The sequence below is a fragment of the Tsuneonella sp. HG249 genome, from assembly GCF_053819205.1.
The window spans coordinates 62,394-84,351 of the sequence record NZ_JBSOQY010000004.1; the positions used below are offsets into that span (position 1 = coordinate 62,394).

General features: G+C 64.7%; 19 protein-coding genes, 1 tRNA gene and 1 pseudogene. 10 read left to right on the top strand and 11 right to left on the bottom strand.

Going from position 1 to position 21,958, the window contains the following annotated elements; all coding sequences use genetic code 11:
- Positions 1-21: 21 nt before the first annotated feature.
- Positions 22-1,761 carry a fatty acyl-AMP ligase gene (locus ACWPM1_RS13940; protein WP_455695517.1) on the bottom strand — a complete coding sequence of 580 codons (1,740 nt, stop codon included), beginning with the start codon at positions 1,759-1,761 and terminating at the stop codon, positions 22-24.
- A gap of 185 nt (positions 1,762-1,946) precedes the next feature.
- On the opposite strand from ACWPM1_RS13940, the gene ACWPM1_RS13945 reads away from it, so the two are divergent.
- From ACWPM1_RS13945 to ACWPM1_RS13960, 4 genes and pseudogenes are all read left to right on the top strand, one after another.
- Positions 1,947-2,462, top strand: a complete 516-nt coding sequence (locus ACWPM1_RS13945) for a regulatory protein RecX (RefSeq protein ID WP_455695518.1) — start codon at positions 1,947-1,949, stop codon at positions 2,460-2,462.
- On the top strand, positions 2,459-2,938 hold the full coding sequence (locus ACWPM1_RS13950) for a DUF192 domain-containing protein (RefSeq protein WP_455695519.1): 480 nt from the start codon (positions 2,459-2,461) through the stop codon (positions 2,936-2,938). Before ACWPM1_RS13945 ends, ACWPM1_RS13950 begins: the two co-directional genes overlap by 4 nt.
- A 54-nt stretch (positions 2,939-2,992) precedes the next feature.
- Positions 2,993-3,406: an NADH:ubiquinone oxidoreductase subunit NDUFA12 gene (locus tag ACWPM1_RS13955; RefSeq protein ID WP_455695520.1), complete on the top strand. Its 414-nt coding sequence runs from the start codon at positions 2,993-2,995 to the stop codon at positions 3,404-3,406.
- 152 nt (positions 3,407-3,558) lie between these two features.
- Positions 3,559-3,798: pseudogene (locus ACWPM1_RS13960) on the top strand (DUF2155 domain-containing protein); the annotation flags it as partial.
- Between the two features lie 35 nt (positions 3,799-3,833).
- Here ACWPM1_RS13960 and aat read toward each other — a convergent pair.
- Positions 3,834-4,562, bottom strand: a complete 729-nt coding sequence (aat, locus tag ACWPM1_RS13965) for a leucyl/phenylalanyl-tRNA--protein transferase (RefSeq protein WP_455695521.1) — start codon at positions 4,560-4,562, stop codon at positions 3,834-3,836.
- Positions 4,563-4,638: 76 nt separating this feature from the next.
- Here aat and ACWPM1_RS13970 point away from each other — a divergent pair.
- From ACWPM1_RS13970 to nusG, 3 genes are all read left to right on the top strand, one after another.
- Positions 4,639-4,714, top strand: a tRNA-Trp gene (locus ACWPM1_RS13970).
- 551 nt (positions 4,715-5,265) lie between these two features.
- On the top strand, positions 5,266-5,460 hold the full coding sequence (secE, locus tag ACWPM1_RS13975; protein WP_455695522.1) for a preprotein translocase subunit SecE: 195 nt from the start codon (positions 5,266-5,268) through the stop codon (positions 5,458-5,460).
- 25 nt (positions 5,461-5,485) lie between these two features.
- Positions 5,486-6,022, top strand: coding sequence for a transcription termination/antitermination protein NusG (gene nusG / locus ACWPM1_RS13980; RefSeq protein ID WP_455695523.1), 537 nt, complete (start codon positions 5,486-5,488; stop codon positions 6,020-6,022).
- Positions 6,023-6,040: 18 nt separating this feature from the next.
- Here the strand turns inward: nusG and ACWPM1_RS13985 are convergent, their stop codons facing one another.
- Positions 6,041-7,111, bottom strand: coding sequence for a retroviral-like aspartic protease family protein (locus ACWPM1_RS13985; RefSeq protein ID WP_455695524.1), 1,071 nt, complete (start codon positions 7,109-7,111; stop codon positions 6,041-6,043).
- A gap of 231 nt (positions 7,112-7,342) precedes the next feature.
- On the opposite strand from ACWPM1_RS13985, the gene rplK reads away from it, so the two are divergent.
- Positions 7,343-7,774, top strand: a complete 432-nt coding sequence (rplK, locus tag ACWPM1_RS13990; protein ID WP_455695525.1) for a 50S ribosomal protein L11 — start codon at positions 7,343-7,345, stop codon at positions 7,772-7,774.
- Between the two features lie 4 nt (positions 7,775-7,778).
- Positions 7,779-8,474, top strand: a complete 696-nt coding sequence (gene rplA, locus ACWPM1_RS13995; RefSeq protein WP_455695526.1) for a 50S ribosomal protein L1 — start codon at positions 7,779-7,781, stop codon at positions 8,472-8,474.
- 62 nt (positions 8,475-8,536) lie between these two features.
- Here the strand turns inward: rplA and ACWPM1_RS14000 are convergent, their stop codons facing one another.
- The 3 genes from ACWPM1_RS14000 to ACWPM1_RS14010 are packed head-to-tail and all read right to left on the bottom strand — an operon-like array spanning position 8,537 to position 13,077.
- Positions 8,537-9,298: a competence/damage-inducible protein A gene (locus tag ACWPM1_RS14000; protein WP_455695527.1), complete on the bottom strand. Its 762-nt coding sequence runs from the start codon at positions 9,296-9,298 to the stop codon at positions 8,537-8,539.
- Positions 9,299-9,336: 38 nt separating this feature from the next.
- On the bottom strand, positions 9,337-10,827 hold the full coding sequence (locus ACWPM1_RS14005; protein WP_455695528.1) for a flavin-containing monooxygenase: 1,491 nt from the start codon (positions 10,825-10,827) through the stop codon (positions 9,337-9,339).
- Positions 10,828-10,884: 57 nt separating this feature from the next.
- Positions 10,885-13,077, bottom strand: a complete 2,193-nt coding sequence (locus ACWPM1_RS14010) for a DUF305 domain-containing protein (protein WP_455695529.1) — start codon at positions 13,075-13,077, stop codon at positions 10,885-10,887.
- Between the two features lie 157 nt (positions 13,078-13,234).
- On the opposite strand from ACWPM1_RS14010, the gene ACWPM1_RS14015 reads away from it, so the two are divergent.
- Entirely contained in the window at positions 13,235-16,636 is a 3,402-nt protein-coding gene (locus ACWPM1_RS14015) for an amidohydrolase family protein (RefSeq protein ID WP_455695530.1), read from the top strand.
- Positions 16,637-16,648: 12 nt separating this feature from the next.
- Here ACWPM1_RS14015 and ACWPM1_RS14020 read toward each other — a convergent pair whose 3' ends face one another.
- The 5 genes from ACWPM1_RS14020 to ACWPM1_RS14040 form a co-directional block, all read right to left on the bottom strand.
- Entirely contained in the window at positions 16,649-17,995 is a 1,347-nt protein-coding gene (locus ACWPM1_RS14020; RefSeq protein WP_455695531.1) for a methyl-accepting chemotaxis protein, read from the bottom strand.
- Entirely contained in the window at positions 17,992-19,515 is a 1,524-nt protein-coding gene (locus ACWPM1_RS14025; protein ID WP_455695532.1) for a putative bifunctional diguanylate cyclase/phosphodiesterase, read from the bottom strand. The genes ACWPM1_RS14020 and ACWPM1_RS14025 overlap by 4 nt, the downstream gene beginning before the upstream one ends.
- Positions 19,516-19,593: 78 nt before the next feature.
- Positions 19,594-20,448: a CheR family methyltransferase gene (locus ACWPM1_RS14030; RefSeq protein ID WP_455695533.1), complete on the bottom strand. Its 855-nt coding sequence runs from the start codon at positions 20,446-20,448 to the stop codon at positions 19,594-19,596.
- Positions 20,445-21,548, bottom strand: a complete 1,104-nt coding sequence (gene cheB, locus ACWPM1_RS14035) for a chemotaxis-specific protein-glutamate methyltransferase CheB (protein WP_455695534.1) — start codon at positions 21,546-21,548, stop codon at positions 20,445-20,447. The genes ACWPM1_RS14030 and cheB overlap by 4 nt, the downstream gene beginning before the upstream one ends.
- Before the next feature lie 5 nt (positions 21,549-21,553).
- Positions 21,554-21,919, bottom strand: coding sequence for a response regulator (locus ACWPM1_RS14040; RefSeq protein ID WP_455695535.1), 366 nt, complete (start codon positions 21,917-21,919; stop codon positions 21,554-21,556).
- Between the last annotated feature and the right edge of the window lie 39 nt (positions 21,920-21,958).

Here is a 21,958-nt window from a genome sequence, read left to right on the forward strand (position 1 = left end):
TGAACCAGTTCTGCGAGAAGTTCAGGCCGCCTCGAGCAGCTTAATCGGCTCGATCTCACCCGCGAGGTAGAGCCGCTTGGCCTTCGCCCGGCTGAGTTTGCCCGAGCTTGTGCGCGGCAAGGTGCGCGGCGGGACAAGCTCTACGACGCAGTTCATGCCGGTTATCGAGCGCACCTTGTCGCGGATCTGGTCGTGCAATCGCACCCGTTCTTCGGGGTCCGACACGCGGCAGTGGACCAGTACCGCGGGGACTTCCTCACCGTTGTCGGATTCGACGCTGAATGCGGCGATATCGCCGTGGTTGAAGCCGGGGAGCTGTTCGACCGCCCATTCGATATCCTGCGGCCAGTGGTTTTTGCCGTTGATGATGATCATGTCCTTCGCCCGTCCGACGATGAACAGGTAGCCGTCGCCGAGGTAGCCCATGTCGCCTGTGTCGAGCCAGCCATCCACCAGGCAGTCGTTGGTAGCTTCCTCGTTGCGGAAGTAGGAGTGCATCACGCTCTCGCCGCGGCACCAGACTTTGCCGATCTGGTGATCGCCCTTGATCTCGCCGTGCTCGCCGCGAATCTCGACTTCCATTCCGGGGAGCGGCTTGCCGCAATTGACTATTGCCCGGTAGCGCGCCGGGCGGCTGAGGTCGCGGGGACTTCCCGAAAGGCGTTCTTCCTCGACCAGTTCGACCCGGATGCCTTCACCTGGCGGCATCACGGTCACGGCCAGCGTCGCCTCCGCAAGGCCGTAGCTCGGTGTGAAGGCGCTCGCCTTGAAGCCGGCTTCCGCGAAAGCGTTGACGAAATTCTGCATCACGTCGGGCCGGATCATGTCTGCGCCGTTCCCCGCGGTGCGCCAGCGCGAGAGGTCGAACCTTTCCGAGACGTGGCTCTGCGACGAGATCCGCCGCGAGCAGATGTCGTAGCCAAAGGTGGGCGAATAGCTCAACGTGTGGCCCGGATTGCGGCTGATGAGGTCGAGCCAAGCCAGCGGCCGGCGCGCGAAGTGTTCGGTCCTGAGGTAGTCGCAGCTTACCTGGTTGGCGATCGGCGATAGGAAGCACCCGACGAGGCCCATGTCATGATACCAAGGGAGCCAGCTCACCACCCGGTCGTTGGTGCCGAGATCGACCCCCGTCGCGTGGCCATAGAGGTTATGCAGCAACGCCCGGTGAGTGACCGCGACGCCGGTGGGAAAGCGCGTCGAGCCGCTCGAATACTGCAGGTAGCAGATATCGTCCGGCTGGGGCGCGGGGAGGGGCACTTCGGGCGCGTCGTTGGCGGCGAAGTCCTCCCAGCTCATCCCTTTGCAGCCTTGCCGGTCGGCCGCGGCCTTGGCCATCTCGGCGATCTCGGCGGGATAGAACAGCACCTCGGGATCGCTGCTCTCGAGCTGCACCGCGAGCTGTTCGATGTAGCTTTCCTTGCCGCCGAAGGTGGTCGGCAGGGGCAGCGGCACCGGCCACGCGCCGGCGTAGATGCAACCGCAGAAGAGGGCGGCGAATTCGGGACTGGTTTCGGCGACGAGGGCGACCCGGTCCCCTTTGCCGATGCCGGCGGCCACCAGCCGGTGCGCCATCTCGAGGCCGTCGGCGCGCATCTCCGCGAAAGGATAGGCGCGGTCGAGATCGCCCCGCATATCGTGGAAGTTGAGTCCTTTTTCGCTCTTGGCGGCGTAATCGATGGCCTCGGCGAAAGTCGCGAAGTCCGACCGCCGCCGTGGCAGCGGGCAGTCATTCGGCGTCGGCTTCAGTATCGAATCGGTCATGTGTGGAGCGTAAACCCGTTGTCTGCGCGCTTTTTAAGCGCTTCCCGTATGCAGTCTCGGCGTGCGCAATCCCTCTTAGCGCTTCCCCGCGCATGGTCCAAGGTTTCCCATTCGTTACACAGTGTGGCACGAATATGGCGGCCATGGTTCGCAATCGGAACACGGAGCGCCGGCAGGCGCCGCCATTGACGGCGCGCAAGCTCGACGAATTGGCCCTGGCCTACGTCGCGCGGTTCGCCACGAGTGCCGCGAAAGTCGAGCAATATCTTGTCCGTAAGCTGCGTGAGCGGGGCTGGGACGACAAGAAGACCGCAGACCCGCGCGCGATCGTCGATCGGTTCGTCGAACTGGGCTATATCGACGACGAGGCCTGGGCGCGGGCCAAGAGCGGCGGGCTCTCGCGCCGTGGTTACGGTCAGCGGCGGGTGAACCAGACGCTGGCCGCGGCGGGCATCGCGGAGGATATCCGCAACGAGGCGCGGTTGGGGGAAGCGGAGGAACGCCGCGCCGCGCTCGCCCTCGCCTCGCGCCGCCGCTTCGGCCCATGGGGCGAACGGACCGACGATGGCGACAGGCGGCAGAAGCAAATCGCCGCCATGCTGCGCGCAGGCCATGGATTCGACGCCGCCCGCGCGGTAGTCGACGCGGCCAGCATCGCCGACGCAGAGGCATGGGCCGAAGAGGCCGAGGAGAATGAATGATCCGCTTTCCCGTCCTCGCTATCGCCGTGCTGCTGGCGGCGTGTTCGCCGCAACCGGCTGCCCAGGCGACGCCCGCCGCTCAAACCAGCGCGACCCATTCCGTATCCGGGCTGAGGGTGATCCCGCTGACGGTCACGACCGACAGCGGGAAGCACGCCTTCCGGGTCGAAGTCGCAGCTACCGCCGCCGAGCAGGCGCAGGGCTTGATGTTCCGCACCGAGATGGGGCGGGACGAAGGCATGATCTTCCCGCGCAATCCGCCCGACATCGCGAGCTTCTGGATGAAGAACACGCCGCTGCCGCTCGACATCATCTTCATCGGCACCGACCGCAAGGTTATCAACGTAGCGGCGAACACCGTGCCGTATTCCCTCGAACCGGTCGGGGCGCGTGGACTGACGGCGGCGGTGCTCGAACTCAACGCGGGCCGCGCTGCCGAACTGGGCATCGGCCCGGGCACGCGGGTCAACTGGTAATGGGCTCGCCGAGATGCTTGGCGGCATGGGCCGAATCGGCTAGGCGCGCGGCCCATGGGCATGCTCTCGAAGATTTTCACTTGGTGGGACGGCGCGACCATCGGCACCTCTCTGTGGAGCGCGCTGAACGGCGAGCAGGTCGGCACCGATTTCGCCGGCAACAAGTATTTCCGCGCCAAGAAGCGCGTGCCCAACGGCCAGCCCTTCGCTGGGTCGGAGCGGCGCTGGGTCATCTATTCGGGCGCGAACGACGCCAGCAACGTGCCGCCCGAGTGGCACGGCTGGCTTCACGGCAGCTTCGACGACGTGCCGGAAAGCCGCTTGCCCCCGGCGCGCATCTGGGAAGTCGACTACAGCCCGAACGCCACCGGCACTGATACTGCCTATCGCCCGCAAGGCGCGCTCGAGCGCGGTGGCAAGCGGGCCGCGGCCACGGGTGACTACGAGGCATGGACCCCGGACGCCTGACGATGCGCCGGGCGCTCGCCGTTCTCACACTCGGAGTGTTGGCCGCCTGCTCCGAGGCGCCGCCGGAGCCGCGCCCGGTCGAGACGGAGATTCCGGCCGAACTGCGCGCGCCGCGGCCGGTGCGTCCGGTCGATGCCGGGCAGGGCATGCCGATGAAGGACCGCGTGGCGGTGATCGGGCTGCTCAACAAGCGCAACAACCTGACGCAAACCATCGAGGTGAAGCCGGGCGAAGCGCGGCGCTGGGGCGACCTGATCGTGCGGCTCGCGGCATGCGAACGCACGGCGCCGTGGGAGTTTCCGCGCCAGACGGGCGCCTTCGCCCAGGTCTTCGTCCGAGCCGCGGGCGAGGACGGCGACTGGGGCAAGGTCTTTTCGGGCTGGCTGTTCAAGGAAACGCCCAGCCTGAACGTCGTTGAGCACCCGATCTACGACGTCTGGGTCAAGGATTGCAGGATGACCTTCGACGGCGGCAGGCCCGCTCCTTCCGCTTCGGCGAGCAGCGCCCCGAAGGCATCGGGTAGCGAGGCGGAGCCTCCGCCTCGGCCTGCCGCGTCACCCTCGCCGAGTCCGGAGGCCTCGCCCAGCAACGTCACGTAGCGGTCCTGCGGAATCTCGATCGCTCCGAGCGAGGCGAGGTGTTCGGTCATGAACTGGCAGTCGAGCAGTTTCGCGCCGCCCCGCAACATCAGCGCGACCAGCCATGCCAACGCGACCTTGCTGGCATTGTCCGCCCGGCTGAACATCGACTCGCCGCAGAACACGCCGCCGAACCCGACGCCGTAGAGCCCGCCTACGAGGTCGTCGGCGTCCCAACATTCGATCGAATGCGCGCTGCCCGCCTCGTGGAGCGCGCGGTAGCTGGCCATGATGCGGTCGCTGATCCAGCTGTCCGGGTGCCCCGGCCGGGGCTCCGCGCAAGCGGCGATCACTTCGTCGAAAGCAGCATTGCACGTCACGCGGAAGCGGTCCTGGCGGATCGCCTTGGCGAGCGACTTCGACACCCGGAACCCAGTGAGCGGTAGTATCGCCCGCCGCCGCGGCTCGACCCAGAATACTTCGGGATCGTCGCGGCTGTCGGACATGGGAAAGATGCCGTTGCGATAAGCCAACAGCAAGAGGTCGCTGGGAATTATCGGGAGGGCGGGCGCGTGCATCGGTTGCCTGGCTACTAGCAGGGTTTGCCCGCTTGCGATGCAGGGCTTTTGCACCTAAAGCGCGCCACCCGAGCGCAGGGGTGTAGCTCAGCTGGTAGAGCATCGGTCTCCAAAACCGAGGGCCACGGGTTCGAATCCTGTCACCCCTGCCAATTTCCTTTCGTGCTGGATTAACGGATCGGCGGTCCCCGGGCCGCCGCGAGAAAATTTGTCCGTTCGCACCTGTGAGTTAGGCGACAATCGGAGGGTTAGCAGCAGGTTAGCCGGGAACCGCGCCGACCAGCCGAGGGTTATCAGCGACAGCCGGAGGGGCAATTCGGTTCATGGAGGTTACCATGTCAGGTTTGTCGTTTCGTAGCAGTCGGCCGGATTCATGGGTCCAGCCACGTCCGTTCAGCGATGCGTCGCAGCGCTATCGGATCTTCGGCCCCATCCGGCCGATGGAAGAGCCGGGACTGCTTGCGCGCCTGTTCGGCCTGCGCTGACGTTACCCAGCCAACGACGTCCGGGGCCGGTCGCCTGAGGGTGGCCGGCCCCGCGCCGTTTCGGGGCCGCTTGATTTTGCCTATTGCCGGGGCTAGGGCGACCGGGCTTTTTCCGCACAGATGGAACGACTGTTTGCCCTCCCGGACTTGAACCGGGGCGGCGCTGACCCCATCCCGGAACCAGCGTTCATTTTGTGGGGGGCGAAAGCTTCATCGTCATGGCCAAGACAAGTCCGGCAGAATTCATCAACCAGGTTCGTGCCGAGGCGCGCAAGGTTGTCTGGCCGAGCCGTGAAGAGACGGTTCGTACCGCGATCTTCGTGGCCATCATGATGCTGATCCTCTCGATATTTTTCCTGGGCGTCGACACCCTGTTCAGCGCGGGTATGCGCTGGCTTTTGTCGCTCGCCTGAGCAGCTACGGGACGAACGCACTTTCATGGCTCGTTGGTACATCATCCACGCCTACTCCGGCTTCGAGAACAAGGTTCGCGACTCGATCATTTCCGAGGCCGAGCGGCTGGGCCTGTCGGAGGCGGTCGAGGCGGTCGAAGTGCCGACCGAGACCGTGACCGAGGTCAAGCGCGGCAAGAAGGTCCAGGTCGAGCGCAAGTTCATGCCGGGCTACGTGCTCGCCAAGCTGGCCCTGACCGACGACGTCTACCACCTGGTCAAGAACACCCCGAAGGTGACCGGCTTCCTCGGTTCCGGCCAGAAGCCCCAGGCGATTTCGGAGCGCGAGGCCGCCCGCTACTTCGGCGGCGTCGAAGCCGCCAAGGCGGAGCCCAAGAAGCACGTTAACGTCGACTACGAGATCGGCGACCAGGTCAAGGTGCTCGACGGGCCCTTCGCCAGCTTCAACGGACTGGTCGAGGAGCTCGATTTCGACAAGCAGAAGGTCAAGGTTTCGGTCTCGATCTTCGGCCGGGCTACCCCCGTCGAGCTCGACTTCGAGCAGGTCGAACTGGTCAAGTAACCCTCTCGAGTGTTCCGCTCAGCGGATGCAAGTCGATGCGTTGTCCGTGCTAAGCCGGGCGAAACCGCTCGGCATGCTACTGATCCTGATCTGGGCCTGATCGCACTTGCGGAGCTGGAACCGCACCTTCCGCGCGCGGAAGTCGAGCGAGATGCGCCGGAACACTTCCATCAGGTCGGTGCCGAGCAGCAGCGAAGGCTTCTCGCTAATCCCGAACACCTGAAACGGCGGGATGTCGGCGAAGGCGATCGGCACGTTGCGTAGCCTGATCGAGCCAAGCCTAAGTTCTGGCACGCGCACGAGTTGCAGGTCGGACACGACCCCGGTCACCCCAACGACCTGAACCGTTTCGAAGTCGTCATGGTAGCGCTGGAACAGCTTGTCGCGCAGCGCAGTGTTCCCGATGGTAATCTCCGAGCCGGTGTCGACCACCGCGTCGACCGCGGTATTGCCAGCCTTCACTTCAGTCAGGATCAGTTGACCGCGCTTCAGGCGCGCCGTGACAACGATCTCGCCGTCCATTCGGGGCGCGGGGCTCAAAGCATCATCGACGTTGATCGCGCGCTTCTCGAAGTCGAGCATCAACCGCTGCTCGACCAGGGCGTCGAGACCCAGCATTCCCTCTGCGCCGATATGTAGCTCTTTGAGGACGGGCAGGTGAAGGTTGTAGATCGAGCTTGGCCCGACTTGGAGCTGGTCCACCCGCACCCGATCAACCATGCTGCTCGCAGTTATCCCATTGAGAAGGACCGGGGTGCCGGAAGGGAGCTTCAAGGCATTGGCGAGCCGTTCGCCGACGACCGACGTGTCCGCACCGCTGTCGACGACGAAGCGATACGGCCCGGTTCCGTTCACGTTGACCGCCACGGTCATGCGGGTGCGCACTTTGCGCGCAGCGATATCCTCGCCGCCGATCGCCAGCGCATCGTCGATCACCGCCGGCGGAAGATCGTCCATCCTCGCCGCGGGATCGATCGGTTTCGGTTTCTCGGCCGCGGCCAGCTCATTGGCATGGACGGGCGTGCCTAGGAGGCAGAGCGCGCAAGCTGCGAAGCGCAGGAAAACAAGGCGAGGGATCGGGTTCGGCATCGATGCACGATACCGTCAGGTACGTCCTGCTGCCAATAGCGCTCGGCAAGGTGGCCACAGGCGCCGTCGAACCGCTTCGCCCTTGATTTGCGGGCGTCATTCGCCTAGGCGCGCGCCTTCCCAAGCGATAGCATCGGGAATCCACGCGGGAGAGGCGCCGCAAGGCACTTCGTTCGACCGCTTACCATGAGCTCCGTTGCAACGGAGCGACAGTGAGAAAGGAGGCCATCCGTGGCCAAGAAGATCGACGGCTATATCAAGCTGCAGGTGCCTGCGGGCGCCGCGAATCCGTCACCCCCGATCGGCCCCGCGCTAGGGCAGCGCGGTGTCAACATCATGGAATTCTGCAAGGCGTTCAACGCCGCGACCGACAGCCTCGACAAGGGCATGCCGATCCCGACCGTGATCACCGTCTTTGCGGATCGTAGCTTCACCTTCGTCACGAAGACGCCGCCCGCGAGCTTCCTGATCAAGAAGGCCGCAAACCTGAAGTCAGGCTCGAAGGAGCCGGGCAAGGTCAAGGCCGGCACGATCAAGCGCTCGAAGCTCTCGGAAATCGCCGAGATCAAGATGAAAGATCTGAACGCCAACGACATCGAGATGGCGACCCGCATCATCGAGGGCTCCGCGCGCTCGATGGGCCTTGAAGTGGTGGAGGGCTGATCCGATGGCCAAGCAATCGAAAAAGCAGAAGGTCGTCGCCCAGATCGACCGTGACCAGTTCTACACCTTCGGCGATGCGCTGAAGATGCTCCGCGAGAACGCCAGCAAGAAGTTCGACGAGACTCTCGAAGTCGCCTTGAACCTCGGCGTCGACCCGCGCCACGCCGACCAGATGGTCCGCGGCATGGTCTCGCTGCCCTCGGGTACCGGCAAGGACGTCAAGGTCGCGGTTTTCGCCCGCGGCGACAACGCCGACAAGGCGCTTGCCGCCGGAGCCGACAAAGTCGGTGCCGAGGACCTCATGGAAGACATGCAGGCCGGCAATCTCGATTACGATCGCGTGATCGCCACCCCCGACATGATGGGCGTGGTCGGCCGCCTGGGTAAGGTCCTCGGGCCCAAGGGCCTGATGCCGAACCCCAAGCTCGGCACCGTCACGCCGAATGTCGAGCAGGCCGTGAAGGACGCCAAGGGCGGCCAGGTCGAATTCCGCGTGGAGAAGCAGGGCATCATCCACTCGGGCCTCGGCAAGCTGTCGTTCTCGGACGAGGCGCTGAAGAAGAACTTCGACGCGCTGACCGGGGCGGTCGTCAAGGCCAAGCCGTCGGGCTCCAAGGGCAAGTACGTGCGCAAGGTCTCGCTGACCACCACGATGGGCCCGGGCCTCAAGGTCGATCTCGCCGAGGTCGAAGGCGCCTGATCATTACGCACTAGCGGCAAGAGGGCCGGCGGAGAGATCCGCCGGCCTTTTCGTTTGTGCGATCAGATCTCGCCGCGGGTGACCGAATGCCCTTGTTCGGCGAGCGCCGCGAACAGGGCCTCGACGCAGCGCGCGACCGTTTCGGGATCGGTCGAGCGGACGACGAAGTTGGCGCCAACGCGCCCCTCGCGAAAGAAGGGATAGCTGCCGATCTGCACCCCTTCATGGTCCTGCTCGGCGCCCCGAAGGAGGTCGGCGACCTCGCTCTCGGCGGCCCAGCAGCCGATCGATTCGCTGACCAGGGGCGCGCCCCCTTCGAGCGTGCCGGTGAGCGCCTCGAGCATGCCCGCGGTGATGTGCGGGACGCCGGCCATCACGAAGAGGTTGCCGATGCGGATGCCGGGCGCTCCCGACATCCGGTTGGGGATCAACTGGGCGCCCTCGGGCACGCGCGCCATGCGCAGCCGCGCCTCGCTCAGCGCCTGGCCGCGCCCGGTATAGTATCGCTCCAGCATGGCCCGCGCTTCGGGGTGGATGACGACCGGCACCCCGAGCGCCTTGGCCACGGCGTCCACGGTAATATCGTCGTGCGTCGGTCCGATCCCGCCGGTGGTGAACAGATAATCGTTGCGGGCCCGCAGGGCGTCGACCGCTTCGACGATGCGATCCTCGATGTCGGGCACCACGCGCACTTCGGCGAGGCGGATACCTTGCACCTGTAGCCAACTCGCGATCTGTGCGATGTTCTTGTCGTGCGTGCGGCCGGAAAGGATCTCGTCGCCGATTACGACGAGGGCGGCGGTCCAGATGCGATCGGTTGCCATCGGCGAGCGCTAGGCCAAAGGCACAACCGGCGCCAGAGTTACTCGGCCGCTTCGAGCTGGGATTCCTGGCCCGCCTCGACATGATCGAACTTGAGTACCCCGTCGGCCACCGGCGTGGTCGCCAGAGCCTTCCGGTCGAAGCGGTAATCCTGATTGAGCCGCCAGGGGAGGGTGGTCGCGCTCTTGGGCATGATGTGCTTGCCGCGCTGGATATAGCCGCTCGAGAAGTCGAACAGGTCGTCCTCCACCAAGCCATGGTTCTCGGGGAGCACGGGGCAGGCGACGTTGGCGCCGACTTGCTCCATGTGGTTGAGCACCTTGCAGACGTACTCCGAATTTATGTCGGCCCGCAGCGTCCAGCTGGCGTTGAGATACCCGAATACGACCGAGAAGTTCGGCAGGTTCGAAAACATGCAGCCCTTGTAGTAGAAGCGGTCCGCGAACTGGACCGCCGCGCCGTCCTGGCTCACGGCGATCTTGCCCGCCACCGCCAGCTTGAGGCCGGTGGCGGTGATGATGATGTCGGCCGGAAGCAAGCGCCCGTCGGTAAGCCGCACGCCGTCCCTCTCGAACCCCTTGATATTGCCGGTTACGACGTCGGCCTTGTCGTGACGGATCGCCTGGAACAAGTCGTCGTCGGGCACCAGGCAAAGCCGTTGCTCCCAGGGATTGTACGGCGGCGTCCATGTTTCAGCATCGTAACGGTCCCCGAGAGACGTTTTGATGCGCTTATGAAGCGCTTCTTTGACCTTCTCGGGCTGGCTGCGCGCGCGCTTGAAGCCGATGTCCTGGAGCAAAACGTTTTTCCAGCGGGTGATCTTGTAGGCGGTCTCCTCCGGCAGCCACTTGCGCAGGAAGTTGGCGATCGCATCCTTCGCCGGGCGTGAGAACATCCATGTCGGCGTGCGCTGGAGCATGGTGACCTTCGCCGCCTGCTCGCTCATCGCTGGGACGATGGTGACCGCGGTCGCGCCCGAGCCCACGACGACGACGTTCTTGCCCTTGTAGTCCAGATCCTGCGGCCAGAATTGCGGGTGGATTACCTGGCCTTCGAAGGACGAGAAATCGAATCCGGCGTCGTACGGATCGTCGTAATCGTAGTATCCGGTGCCAAGGTAGAGCCAGTTGGCCGTCATCGTCTCGCGCTTGCCGCCCCGCTCCACGGTCACGCGCCAGCATGCCTCGCCGGAATGCCAGTCTGCCGAGATGACCTTGCAGTCGTAGCTGATCTTCTCGCGTATGCCGCGCTCGTCGACGATGCGGTGGAGATAGTCGAGGATCGCCGGGCCATCGGCAATCGATTTCTCGTGCTTCCATGGCTCGAACACGAAGCCGAGCGTGTGCATATCGCTGTCCGAGCGGATGCCCGGATATCGGAACAAGTCCCACGTGCCGCCGAGGTCGGCGCGCCGCTCGAGGACCGCGTAAGTGCGGCGCGGGGACATCATCTCGAGATGCGCGGCCATTCCTATACCGGAAATTCCGGCCCCGACGATAAGCACGTCGTGGTCGCAGTGAGTCAGGGCCATCGCATCTCTCCCGGTTGACGCGAGCGTAAACCGTTCCGTTGCAGTGTGCAACGATTCCTAACCGCCCGTGCGGCTGGCCTCCGCTGCCGCCGCTACGCCGGCAGGCCAGGTGACTTGCGTCTGCGTCTGTGGGTTGAACACGTCGCCAGGATACTGCGCCGCCTCGGCGGCGGCGATCTCCTCGGCGGTCAGGAATTCGCTGGGTGAGAGCGCGAACACGTCGATTCCGCGGGCGATCTCGGTCGCGTAGATGCGCCCCATGTACCAGTAGGCCGACCAGTAGCCGCCGGTGACGAGTTGGTCCTTGTCGACCGGGCCGCGGTCGAAGTACGCGATCTCCTTCACGTTTGCAGGATCGGTGAAGTCGATCACGCTTATGCCGCCCTGGTACCAAGCCTGCACGAAAACGTCGCGTCCAGGCACCGGCACAATCGAGCCGTTGTGCGCGACGCAGTTCTCCTTGTCGCTCTGTGGCGCGGGCAACTTGTATGTGCCGCGATATACGAGCTTGCCATTCTCGATCGCGTAGAACGCGTTCGCGCCCCAGTTCATCGGGTCGCCGGCCTGGCAGCGCGGCCGGCCGCCACCGCCCCACTCGTCGGTGAACAGAACCTTGGTGCCGTCGTTGTTGAAGGTGGCCGAGTGCCAGTAGGCGAAGCCCTTGTCGGTCACGTCGTCGATCCGCTTTGGCTTAAGCGGATCCGAGATGTCGAGAATGATGCCGTTGCCCGAGCATGCCCCCGCGGCCAGCTTTTTGGCCGGGAAGACGGTAATATCGTGGCACATGTCAGTCTGGCTGGTTTCCTGAGTTCCGTCGCCATGGTCCCCACCGCGCCACAGCCCGGCGATCTGGCCTCCCGCGGCAAACACCCGCGGCCGGTCGACGATGCGCGCTTGGGCCGGATTGGCCAACGGAATCTCGATGACGTCGATCGAGAACAGGGCTGTGCGGTCGTCGCCCTGCGTATCGAAGCAGCCGGCAAGCTCCTTCTCGTCGCGCACGTAGCTGGTGCCCGAGTTGTAGACGACGATGCGGTCCTTGTCAGCCAAGACCACCGAGTGCGTGTGGCTGCCGCGGCACGTTTGCACCTGGCCGACTTGAACGGGGCGCGAAAGGTTCGAGATGTCGAACACGCGGATGCCGCGGAAACGCTCCGCGCTCATCTTGTCGCTCACGCCCTGTAGTCCGCAATCGACCCGGCCCCGGTTGTCCTCCACGCTCATGATCAGCAAGTTGCCGACTACCGATACATCGCCTTGTCCCCCGGGGCAGACGGTCGAGCTCACGAGGCTGGGCACGCCGTCCGCGCCGAGACGGTAGATGTTGAACCCGTGATAGCTGCCGGCGAACATCAAGTCGTCCTTGAACGCGATGTCGGTCGTCGCGAAATCGAGCAGCGAGCCGCGCTCGGAGAAGTCCGGCTTCGCGGGCTCGCCATCCTTGTCCGGCTTCGGCGCCTCGCCATCCTTTTTGGGCTTGAGCGGCTGGAGCTGCGCCGGGTTGGCGGGGTCGAAGAAACCGGGGGGCTTCGGCAATGCCGCAATCTTGCGCATGTTCAGGATCGCTTCCCCGGCGTCGCGAAAACCCGCGGCCAGGGTTGCGCGGGGATCTCGCGAAAGGCTGGCCGCGACGGAGTTCATGCGGTCGATCTCGGCTTTCTGGTCGGTTACCACCTCGCTGGTGAATTCGAACATCACCGGATCGTAGGCGGTACCGGGCTGCTCGTGTAGTTCCTCGACCATGTCGACCGCACCTTGGTGATGGGCGGTCATGAGACGAAGGAACATGCGGTCGAACGCAGTGCCATTGGCGGCGGCAAGCGCGGCCATCTGCTCGGGCGAGGCCATACCTTTCATGGCGTGATGCGCGTGTCCCATGCCAGCCATGGCGACCGCTTCGTTGCGGTCGGTCAGCCAGGTGGTCATGAATTTGATCTCGTCCTTCTGGCTCGACTCGATACGGTCGGCGACCTTCAGGATGGCAGCGTTGTTCGTTCGCGAACGGGCGAGCGTGGCCATGTCGAGCGCTTGTTTGTGATGGACGATCATGTGCTGCATGAACGCGACGTCGCCAGGCGCGTAACGGGTTTTGGCAAGCTGCGTCGCTTCCGCAGGAGTGAGCGTCCGGCTCGGCTGGCCCGGCGCACCGGGGAGGGAGATGGGCGCCTCATCGGCGGCGAAAGCGCTGGCGGGGAAGGAAACCCCCGCAAGCAAGGCGAGGCGAAGCACGGCAGCGGCGCGAACGGTCATGTGAAGAGTCCCCAAAGACGAATTGCGCTTCTGCCAACCGGCTTTGCAGTCCGTCAAGCACGCCGCTCGGATGTTCATGGCGTTCGTCGATTAGCGACGTGACGTGGCGAACCGCGCACATTAGACGCCCGGCCATTCATACCCGGGGACACATTTCATGCATTATTCGGTCGCTTCGGTTCTTGCCGGCCTGCTCGCGATATCGGCTGCACAGGCACAGGAGGCTAAACCCCTGCCCCCCGTGGAAACGACCGAGGCGCCCGAGAACGAAGCGACCAGCCCCGTCATTCAGGAGGGCAAGTTGCCACTTCCTGATAGCGGTCAGGCCACGTCCGTCGCACCTGCCGACCCGGCGCCTGGCGACGAGGCAAAATGGGATGTCACGGCGCCGCGCGGAGTTACTCTGCGGCACGCAACGATACGGACCATCGAGGGCACGTGGATGGACGTGGACGTGTCGCCCGACGGCCGCGTGCTCGCGTTCTCGCTGCTGGGCGACATTTACACCATGCCGATTGCCGGCGGCACGCCCACACGCATCGCCGAGGGGCTCGCGTGGGAGGTTCAGCCGCGCTTCAGCCCGGATGGCCGCCGCATCGCCTTCGTCACCGACAGGGGCGGGGGCGACAACATCTGGCTCATGAATGCCGACGGCAGCGGCAAGGTGGCGCTGACCAAGGAAGACTTCCGCCTGCTCAACCAGCCCAGCTGGAGCCCGGACGGGCAGTACATCGTCGCCAAGAAGCATTTCACGACCGGTCGCTCACTCGGCACCGGCGAAGTATGGCTCTATCACGTGTCCGGCGGTGGCGGCGTAAAGCTGGTGGCGCGGCCCAGCGAGCAACATCAGAAGGAACTGGGAGAGCCGACGTTCGCGCCCGATGGCAAGTCGGTCTATTTCACCCGCAACAATACCCCCGGCCCGATCTTCGAATACGCCCAGGATTCGGTGCAGGGGATATTCGACATCCAGCGCTACGATATCGCCACGGGTGAAACCACCGACGCGGTTTCAGGCCTCGGCGGAGCGGTTCGCCCGACGCCATCGCCCGATGGCAAGCGGATCGCGTTCGTAAGGCGTGACGCGGATAAGACCGGCTTGTGGGTCAAGGACATCGTCAGCGGGATCGAGCGCAGGCTTGCCGACGATCTCGATCGGGACGTGCAGGAGACTTGGGCCGTGACCGGGGTCTACCCCAACATGGACTGGACCCCCGACAGCGGATCGATCGTGTTCTGGTCGGGCGGGAAGATTCGCCGGATCGACGCGAATAGTGGGGCGGCCGGCGTGATCCCGTTTGCGATCGACGACACCCGCTCGGTTGCCGAGGCGCCTCATCCCCGCATCCCGGTGGGGGAGGACAGTTTCAAGACCAAGATGATCCGCTTCGCCGCGATCTCGCCGGATGGCCGCCAGGTCGTCTACGAATCGCTGGGCCATTTATGGATCCGGCCGACCCAGGGCGGGTCGGCCCGCCGTCTCGTCTCCAGTGGCGGCGACGCGCTCGAGCTTTACCCTGCGTGGTCACGAGATGGAAAGCGCATCGCATTCGTTAGCTGGACGGATGATAGGCTGGGCAAGCTCATGATAGTCGCAGCCGGTGGAGGCGCGGTAAAGGCGCTTACCGGCCAGCCCGGACATTATGCCAACCCGGCGTTCTCGCCCGACGGGACAGCGATCGTATTTGAAAAGCGCGGCGGAGGCTCGCTCACGTCGCCCGATTGGTCCGAGAATCCCGGCGTCTACCGCGTGCCGGCCGCCGGTGGGATCCCCACGCTGATCGGGCGCGGGAATGCCTCTCCGCAATTCGGAGCGGACGGTTCGCGCGTCTTCATGGTGGGAAGTTCGAGCGGCAAGAATCAGCTCATCTCGACGGACCTGAACGGCGAGGCGAAGCGCGTCCATGCCGAGGGCGAACTGGTGAACGACTTCCGCGTCTCGCCCGATGGCAGGACGGTCGCTTTTCGGCAGAACTACGAAGTCTTCGCCATGCCCCTGATGCCCGGCGGTCAGGCCGTCTCTGTTGACGAGAAAGGCGGCCCCCTGCCGGTAACGAAGGTCTCGTCGGGCGGCGCGGACTATATCCATTGGTCGGGCGATGGCTCGCAGCTGCATTGGAGCATGGGGCCGACGGTGTACACCGCCGAGCGCTCCTCTTTTTTTGCCGATGCCCCCCACGAGAAGGATGCGGCCAAGTTCGTTTCCCCTTCGAGCGGCATCGACCTCGGCCGGTCCGTCGCGGCCGCCAAGCCGCGCGGCAGCGTAGCACTGGTCGGCGCACGCGTGCTTACTATGGCCGGCGAGGAGGCCGGGGCGATCGATGACGGCGTAGTAGTGATCGAGGGCGACCGGATCGCAGCGGTCGGTCCACGCGACGCCGTGATCATCCCCGCTGGAGCGCGGGTGATCGACGCTTCGGGCAAGACGATTATGCCCGGACTCATCGACGCCCACGCGCACGGACCCCAGGGCGAGGGCGACCTGGTGCCGCAACAGAATTGGGCGCTCATCCAGGCGCTCGCCCTCGGGAGCACCACGCTGCATGATCCCTCGGCGCAGGCAAGCCAGATATTCGCCGCCGCCGAGCGTCAGCGCGCCGGGCTCCTGCTCGCGCCGCGCATCTTCTCGACCGGTGAGATCGTCTACGGCGCGAAGGCCCCGGACGTATATGCGAGGATCGACAGCTACGACGATGCGCTGGCGCACGTCCGGCGGATCAAGGCGCAGGGCGGCCATTCGATCAAGAACTACAATCAGCCCCGCCGCGAGCAGCGGCAGCAGATCGTCGCTGCGAGCCGGGCCGAGGACATGCTCGTCGTCGCCGAGGGAGGAAGCTTGTTCGGGTTCGACATGAACCTCATTGCCGATGGTAACTCGACGCTCGAGCACAACGTGCCGATCGAGACTTTCTACCATGACGTGCTGCAGTACTGGCGCCAGTCGCAGACCAACTACACGCCGACGCTGGGCGTCACATACGGCGGGCTGGCGGGCGATCCCTATTGGCGGCAGGCTACCAATGTGTGGGAAAACCCGTTGATGGTGCACACACCCCCCAAACAACTGCTGGCGGATACCGCCCGGCGTGTGACCGCGCCGGAGTGGTCGTTCGTCGACGACGATAGCGCGCGCGAGGCGAAGAAGGTCGCGGAGCGGGGAATCGAGGTCGCCATCGGTGCCCACGGCCAGCAGCCCGGCATCGCCGCGCACTGGGAGCTGTGGAGCTTCGTGCGCGGCGGCATGACCCCGGTCGATGCGTTACGTGCAGGAACGATCGCCGCTGCCCGCTCGCTGGGAATGGACAAGGATATCGGCAGTTTGGAGCCGGGCAAGCTCGCGGACCTCATCGTGCTCTCCGCCGACCCCAGCGCCGACATTCGTAACTCGGACAAGATCGACCAGGTCATGCTGGGTGGCCGGCTCTACGATGCCCGGACGATGGACGAGGTGGAGACCGGCTCCGCTCGCCGCGCACCATATTGGTGGGAGAATACAAGCCGCACGGGCTCGGCCAACCCTGGCCGTGGCCAGTCGTCCAGCCACGGCGACAGGGACTAGCCGCCGCAGCGCTCAAGCCGCGCGGACGTGCCTCAGGAAGCCGTCGACCTGGCTGCGTAGGCTGGCGGCCTGAGATTTAAGCTCGCTCGCAGAGCTTAGGACCTGGCTGGCGGTCGCGCCCGTTGCCAATGCGGTCTCGCGCACTTGCACTACGCTGGCGGAGACATCCCCCGTGCCGCGCGCGGCGGTGTCGATGTTGCGTGCCAATTCCTGCCCGGCCACCGATTGCTGATCGACGGCGGACGCAATGGATACCGCCGTCGCCTCGAGCTGTTGAATTTGCTCGGCAATCGATTTGAGCGCGCCCACGCTCGCGCCGGTCGATTCCTGCATAGCGCGGATCTGGGCTGCGACCTCGTCCGTCGCCTTCCCGGTCTGCGCCGCGAGTTCCTTGACCTCGCTTGCAACGACCGCGAAGCCACGACCCGCTTCGCCGCTGCGGGCGGCCTCGATCGAGGCGTTCAGCGCAAGGAGATTGGTGCGGCGGGCGATTGAACTGATCATCTCGACGATCTGGCCGATCTGCTCCGCCGAAGCCGCCAGCGCCTGAACCGTGCCGTCTGCCTGCTCGGCGGCCGTCGTCGCCTCTCGTGCCAGACCGGCTGACTGAGCGGCCTGGCGGCTTATCTCGCCGATCGACATGGCGAATTCGTCGCTCGCGGCGGCGGCGGCTGCGACCCCGGACGAAGCGTCGTTCATCGAGTGGGAGACCAGATCGACCTGGTTGGCGGATTGGTCGGCGGCCGTAGCCATCGACCCTGCTGCATGTTCAAGCTGATTGGCAGCTGAGGCGACCGCGGTCACCACATCGCCTACTTCGCGTTCGAAGTTGGCGGCCAGTTGAAGTAGCATTCTCTGTTGTTCTATGCGGGCAATCTTGCGTTGCTCGAACATTTCATCGAGCTTGTGCCCGGACTTCACGAAGACCTGGAAAGCTCGCGCCATGCCGCCGATCTCGTCCGCCCGGTCGAGATATCCCAGCGTGAAGGAGCGGTCTCCCGCGCTTAGGCGCTCCATGTCGTCGGTCAGCTTCCGGAGCGGGATGGCGGTATCGATCAGGATTCGGCGCAACGCGATTCCGCCAAGCCCGAATCCGAGAAACCAGACCGCTGCTATCATGCTTAATGCGGCTTCGAAACTGAGCAACGCGATATAGGCGGCGTAGGTGACTGCCGTGCTGGCGGTCAGACCGAATAGCAATCCGCCAATCAGAAGCGCCAGCTTGCGGGCGAGCGGCAGGTCATTGAACCAGCGCGCCGCGATCCATCGTTCGCGTTGCTGTGACACCGTGCCCGCCGCCAGCGTCACGCTAGCGATTTCCTGGTGCAGATCCTGCTCAATTGAAGTCATCGCGTTCATGCTGCCCTCGTCCCCGCGCCCCGATGACGGCTCGCGGTCTTTCCTAGATGACCCGCCACTTCTTCGGCGGGCATCGCCTTGTAATAGAGCCAACCTTGGATCTGGTCGCACCCGGCGGCGCGGACCAGATCGGCCTGCTCTTCGGTTTCGACGCCCTCTGCCGTGACGTCCATATCCATGGCGCGGGCAACCGAGATGCTCGAAAGCATCATCGCCCGGCTGCCGTTATCCAGTTGGGCCTGCACGACCAGCGAACGGTCGAGCTTCAGTTTCTCGAACCGAAACTGCCGCAGGAAGCCGATCGAGGCATAGCCTGTGCCGAAATCGTCGAGCGCGATATTGACCCCGAACTGACGGATCAGGCCGAGGCTGCGCTCGGCGACCACCGGATCGAGCACGAGGCAGGTTTCGGTGATCTCCAACTCGAGCTGCTCGGGTGGGTAACCGGTGTCTTCCAGGATCTGACCGAGCTGAATGGGAAATTCTGGGTTGCGCAGTTGGGCCGCAGAAAGGTTGACCGATAGCTTGATCCCATCCCAATCCAGCGCGTCACGGCACGAGGTTTCCAGAACCCACAGGCCGATCGCGTTGATCAGACCCGACTCCTCGGCCACCGGGATGAACACATTGGGACCGATTTTCTTGCCGTCGGGGCGGTTCCACCGGACCAGGGACTCGACCGCCACGATCACGCCGGTTCGCGCGTCGACCAGCGGCTGATAGGCGACTGCGAACTCGCCGCGGGTGAGCGCCTCCCGCAATTCGATATCGAGCTGGTGGGTCGCTTCACGCGTGCGGTCGAAGTCGTCCGAAAACCACGTGCAGCGCATCTTGCCGCCGCGTTTGGAAGCGTACATCGCCACGTCGGACCGCCGTAGCAACTCGGAGGAGCCATGCCTCTCGCCACTGGGAGATCGGGCAAGGCCGATGCTCGCGCCCACGGGGATGCGTCTATCCCGGACGGGAATAGGCGAACCCATTCGTTCGATGAGACTGCGGCAAATTCCTTCCAGGATCGTGCCTGCCAGCGGGCCGACCTTGAGGATGGCGAACTCGTCACCGCCCAGGCGGTAGGGTCGGGCTTCGCTGCCGCAGATCTCCAGCAAAACCTCGGCACACTCGCACAGCACTTGGTCGCCGACGACGTGACCATAGTGGTCGTTCACGAGCTTGAAGCCGTCGAGGTCGATCAACGCGACCGCGACTTCCTCTCCGGACTTCCCAAGCCGTGCAGCATCCTCATGGAGAGCCCGCCGATTGGGCAGACCGCTCAGGCTATCGGTCCGGCTCAGTCCTTCCAGACGGGTTATCTGGCGAAGGCCATATCGCCCGAGCAGAACGACGACGGCTCCATAGGTAAGCACTGCGGCTCCGGCGATCCAGGCCAGTGGAATGGCTGGCACATGGGCCCCGAGCACAAACAAAGCGGCGAAACCGCCGAACAGCGCAGACAGGATAATCAAAGGTGCAAACACGAGCACCTTCGATCCGATCGGTTCTCGGCCGCCTAGTGCTGTCACGCGCGCTCCCCCCAGCGCTTCTTACGCGCCCCCGGGAGACCGTAGAAGGGAGAGCCTAACAAGCGGTTAAATCGCTGTTTACCTTGCATTTCGACGCAAGCAGGCGGGCGTCGGGCTCTCGATAAGCTTCCGCCGATAAAGCCCGCTCGTGTCGCAGGCCGGAATGAATTCGGTCGAATGCCCGGAGGCGGATTCTCCCGCTCCGATCATCAGCCAGCCGTCCCGCGCCACGGCCTCACCCAGCTGCGCGAACCCGCGAGCCCGATTGGCGCGATCGAAGTACAGTAGGACGTTCCGGCAGAGCACGAGGTCGAAGCAGCCCGGACCGGGCGGCGGATCGAGCACGTTGCGCTGCTCGAACCGCACACGACGATCAAGCTCGCGCCGCGGGCGCCAGCCTTGCGGGGTTTCGTTGAACCAGCGCAACATCTGGGTGACGCCCAGCCCACGCTGGATCTCGAACTGCGAGTAGCATCCCGAGCGAGCCGCACCGATCGCCTTCGAGGAGATATCGGTGCCCAGAATATCGATCCGCCAGCCGTCCCACCGCTTCGGTTCGTCGGCGAACAGCATGGCAAGTGAAAGCGCTTCCTGGCCGGTGGAGCAACCTGCCGACCAGATCGACAGGCGGCGAGTGGCCGAGCGCTTCGTGGCCAGATCCGGCAATACTTCGCGCGCTAGCAGGTCGAACATGATCCGATCACGGAAGAAGTAGGTCTCGTTGTTGAGCAACGCCTCGACCACCTCTTGTGCGAGCGTCTGTTCTCGGGGATCGGCCAGAAGGCACACGAGCTGGTCGAGATTGCTGATCCCCCGTTCCCGGAAAAGCCCAGCCAGCGCGGTCTGGATGCGCCACCGGCGGCTCTCGGTCAGGTGCTGCCCGGTCCGCGTGAAGAGCAAGTCTGCGACGATGCGATGCGAGATCTCGCTCATGACCGCACCGGCTCGTCGACTCCGGACAGCAGCATGAGCCGGTGCGCAATGGCCTCGGGCGGCAGGACCGCAGTGGCCAGCCCGGCCTCGGCGACCGCGCGCGGCATGCCCCAGACGGCGGCGGTGGCGGCGTCTTGTGCAAAGAGGGTGCCTCCGGCGCCGACAAGGCGTGCAGCACCGATCACTCCGTCGCGTCCCATGCCCGACAGGACCACCCCAAGCGCCTTCCCGCCGGTTGCATCGGCCAGCGTTTCGAACAGCGGGTCGAGGGAGGGCGTGCAGCCGCTCGGGGCGGCGTGATGAGCTATTCCAGTAACTAGCCTTCCCGCGACCTGTCGGACGATCATGTGACCGTTGCCGGGCGCGACCAGTATCTCGCCGGGCTTAAGCGCTGTATCGCCGCCGGCGACCTTGGCAGGACGGCCCGAGGCCAGCGTGAGCTGGCGCGCCAAGGTCGCCATGAAACTTTCGGGCAGATGCTGGACTACGAGGATAGGCACTGTGAAGCGGTTTGGCAGCGCTCCCAGAAGGAGACACAGTGCGTGAATTCCGCCCGTCGAGGCGCCGATGGCAAGTGCCTGTGGCTGTCCACTTGAAGAAGCCCTCGATGCTGGCATTGCGATCTTGGTCAGGGCGCTGGCGGACCGCGTTCGCGGTCCTGGTGCCAATGCCCTGATCTTTCCGACCAGAATGCGCCCGTAGCCGGCATCGAACTCTCCGGAGCGCGGCTTGAGCATGGTATCGGCCGCGCCCATCGAGAGGGCCCCCAGCGTCGCTTCGGCACCCTGTTCGGTCAGCGATGAGACGACGAGGACTTTGGCACCCCTCGCCAGTTGCAGGATGCGCGGCAACGCGCCCATTCCGCCGATGCCAGGCATTTCGAGATCGAGCAGGATGACGTCGACGGGAGTTTCCGCGAGACGCGCGATCGCCATTTCGCCCGTAGTGGCCTTGGCCACGATCTCGAGATCGGGTTCGGCTTCGATGATCCGTGAAAGAACCGTGCGGGCAACAAGCGAGTCGTCGACCACCATCACCCGGATGTGATGCTGACGCGCCCTCACGGGCTGCAATTCGGTGGTTGCGACCCCCCGGTTCATTCGAGTCAGGCGAAGCCGACGAGTTGAAGCTTGATCTGCAGCGTCTCGTGATCGAACGGCTTCATCACATATTCGTCGGCGCCCGCGCTAATTGCTTCGCGGATGTGGGCGACATCGTTTTCGGTGGTACAGAAAACGACCTTCGGCTTGTCGCCCCCATCCCGCTGGCGGAGTTGAACGATGAACTCGATCCCGCTCATCACGGGCATGTTCCAGTCAAGCAGCACCACATCGGGCATCGCCTCTTCACAGCGCTGGAGACCTTCCTGACCGTTCTCCGCCTCGTCGACCGAGAAGCCGAGAGATTCGAGAATGTGGCGCGACACCTTACGGATGACCCGCGAGTCGTCGACGACGAGGCAGTGTTTCATGGGCAAGCGATCCGTTTTTCTTGTCGACCCGTTGGAGGT

Excerpts from the sequence above, each read along its gene's own strand:
- ACWPM1_RS14015 (WP_455695530.1), top strand. The coding sequence starts at position 13,235 with ATGCATTATTCGGTCGCTTCGGTTCTTGCCGGCCTGCTCGCGATATCG.
- rplA (WP_455695526.1), top strand. The coding sequence starts at position 7,779 with ATGGCCAAGCAATCGAAAAAGCAGAAGGTCGTCGCCCAGATCGACCGT.
- ACWPM1_RS14020 (WP_455695531.1), bottom strand. The coding sequence starts at position 17,995 with ATGAACGCGATGACTTCAATTGAGCAGGATCTGCACCAGGAAATCGCT.
- ACWPM1_RS14005 (WP_455695528.1), bottom strand. The coding sequence starts at position 10,827 with ATGGCCCTGACTCACTGCGACCACGACGTGCTTATCGTCGGGGCCGGA.
- nusG (WP_455695523.1), top strand. The coding sequence starts at position 5,486 with ATGGCTCGTTGGTACATCATCCACGCCTACTCCGGCTTCGAGAACAAG.
- ACWPM1_RS13940 (WP_455695517.1), bottom strand. The coding sequence starts at position 1,761 with ATGACCGATTCGATACTGAAGCCGACGCCGAATGACTGCCCGCTGCCA.
- cheB (WP_455695534.1), bottom strand. The coding sequence starts at position 21,548 with ATGAACCGGGGGGTCGCAACCACCGAATTGCAGCCCGTGAGGGCGCGT.
- aat (WP_455695521.1), bottom strand. The coding sequence starts at position 4,562 with ATGCACGCGCCCGCCCTCCCGATAATTCCCAGCGACCTCTTGCTGTTG.
- ACWPM1_RS13985 (WP_455695524.1), bottom strand. The coding sequence starts at position 7,111 with ATGCCGAACCCGATCCCTCGCCTTGTTTTCCTGCGCTTCGCAGCTTGC.
- ACWPM1_RS13955 (WP_455695520.1), top strand. The coding sequence starts at position 2,993 with ATGGGCATGCTCTCGAAGATTTTCACTTGGTGGGACGGCGCGACCATC.
- secE (WP_455695522.1), top strand. The coding sequence starts at position 5,266 with ATGGCCAAGACAAGTCCGGCAGAATTCATCAACCAGGTTCGTGCCGAG.
- ACWPM1_RS14030 (WP_455695533.1), bottom strand. The coding sequence starts at position 20,448 with ATGAGCGAGATCTCGCATCGCATCGTCGCAGACTTGCTCTTCACGCGG.
- ACWPM1_RS14000 (WP_455695527.1), bottom strand. The coding sequence starts at position 9,298 with ATGGCAACCGATCGCATCTGGACCGCCGCCCTCGTCGTAATCGGCGAC.
- ACWPM1_RS14010 (WP_455695529.1), bottom strand. The coding sequence starts at position 13,077 with ATGACCGTTCGCGCCGCTGCCGTGCTTCGCCTCGCCTTGCTTGCGGGG.
- ACWPM1_RS14040 (WP_455695535.1), bottom strand. The coding sequence starts at position 21,919 with ATGAAACACTGCCTCGTCGTCGACGACTCGCGGGTCATCCGTAAGGTG.
- ACWPM1_RS13950 (WP_455695519.1), top strand. The coding sequence starts at position 2,459 with ATGATCCGCTTTCCCGTCCTCGCTATCGCCGTGCTGCTGGCGGCGTGT.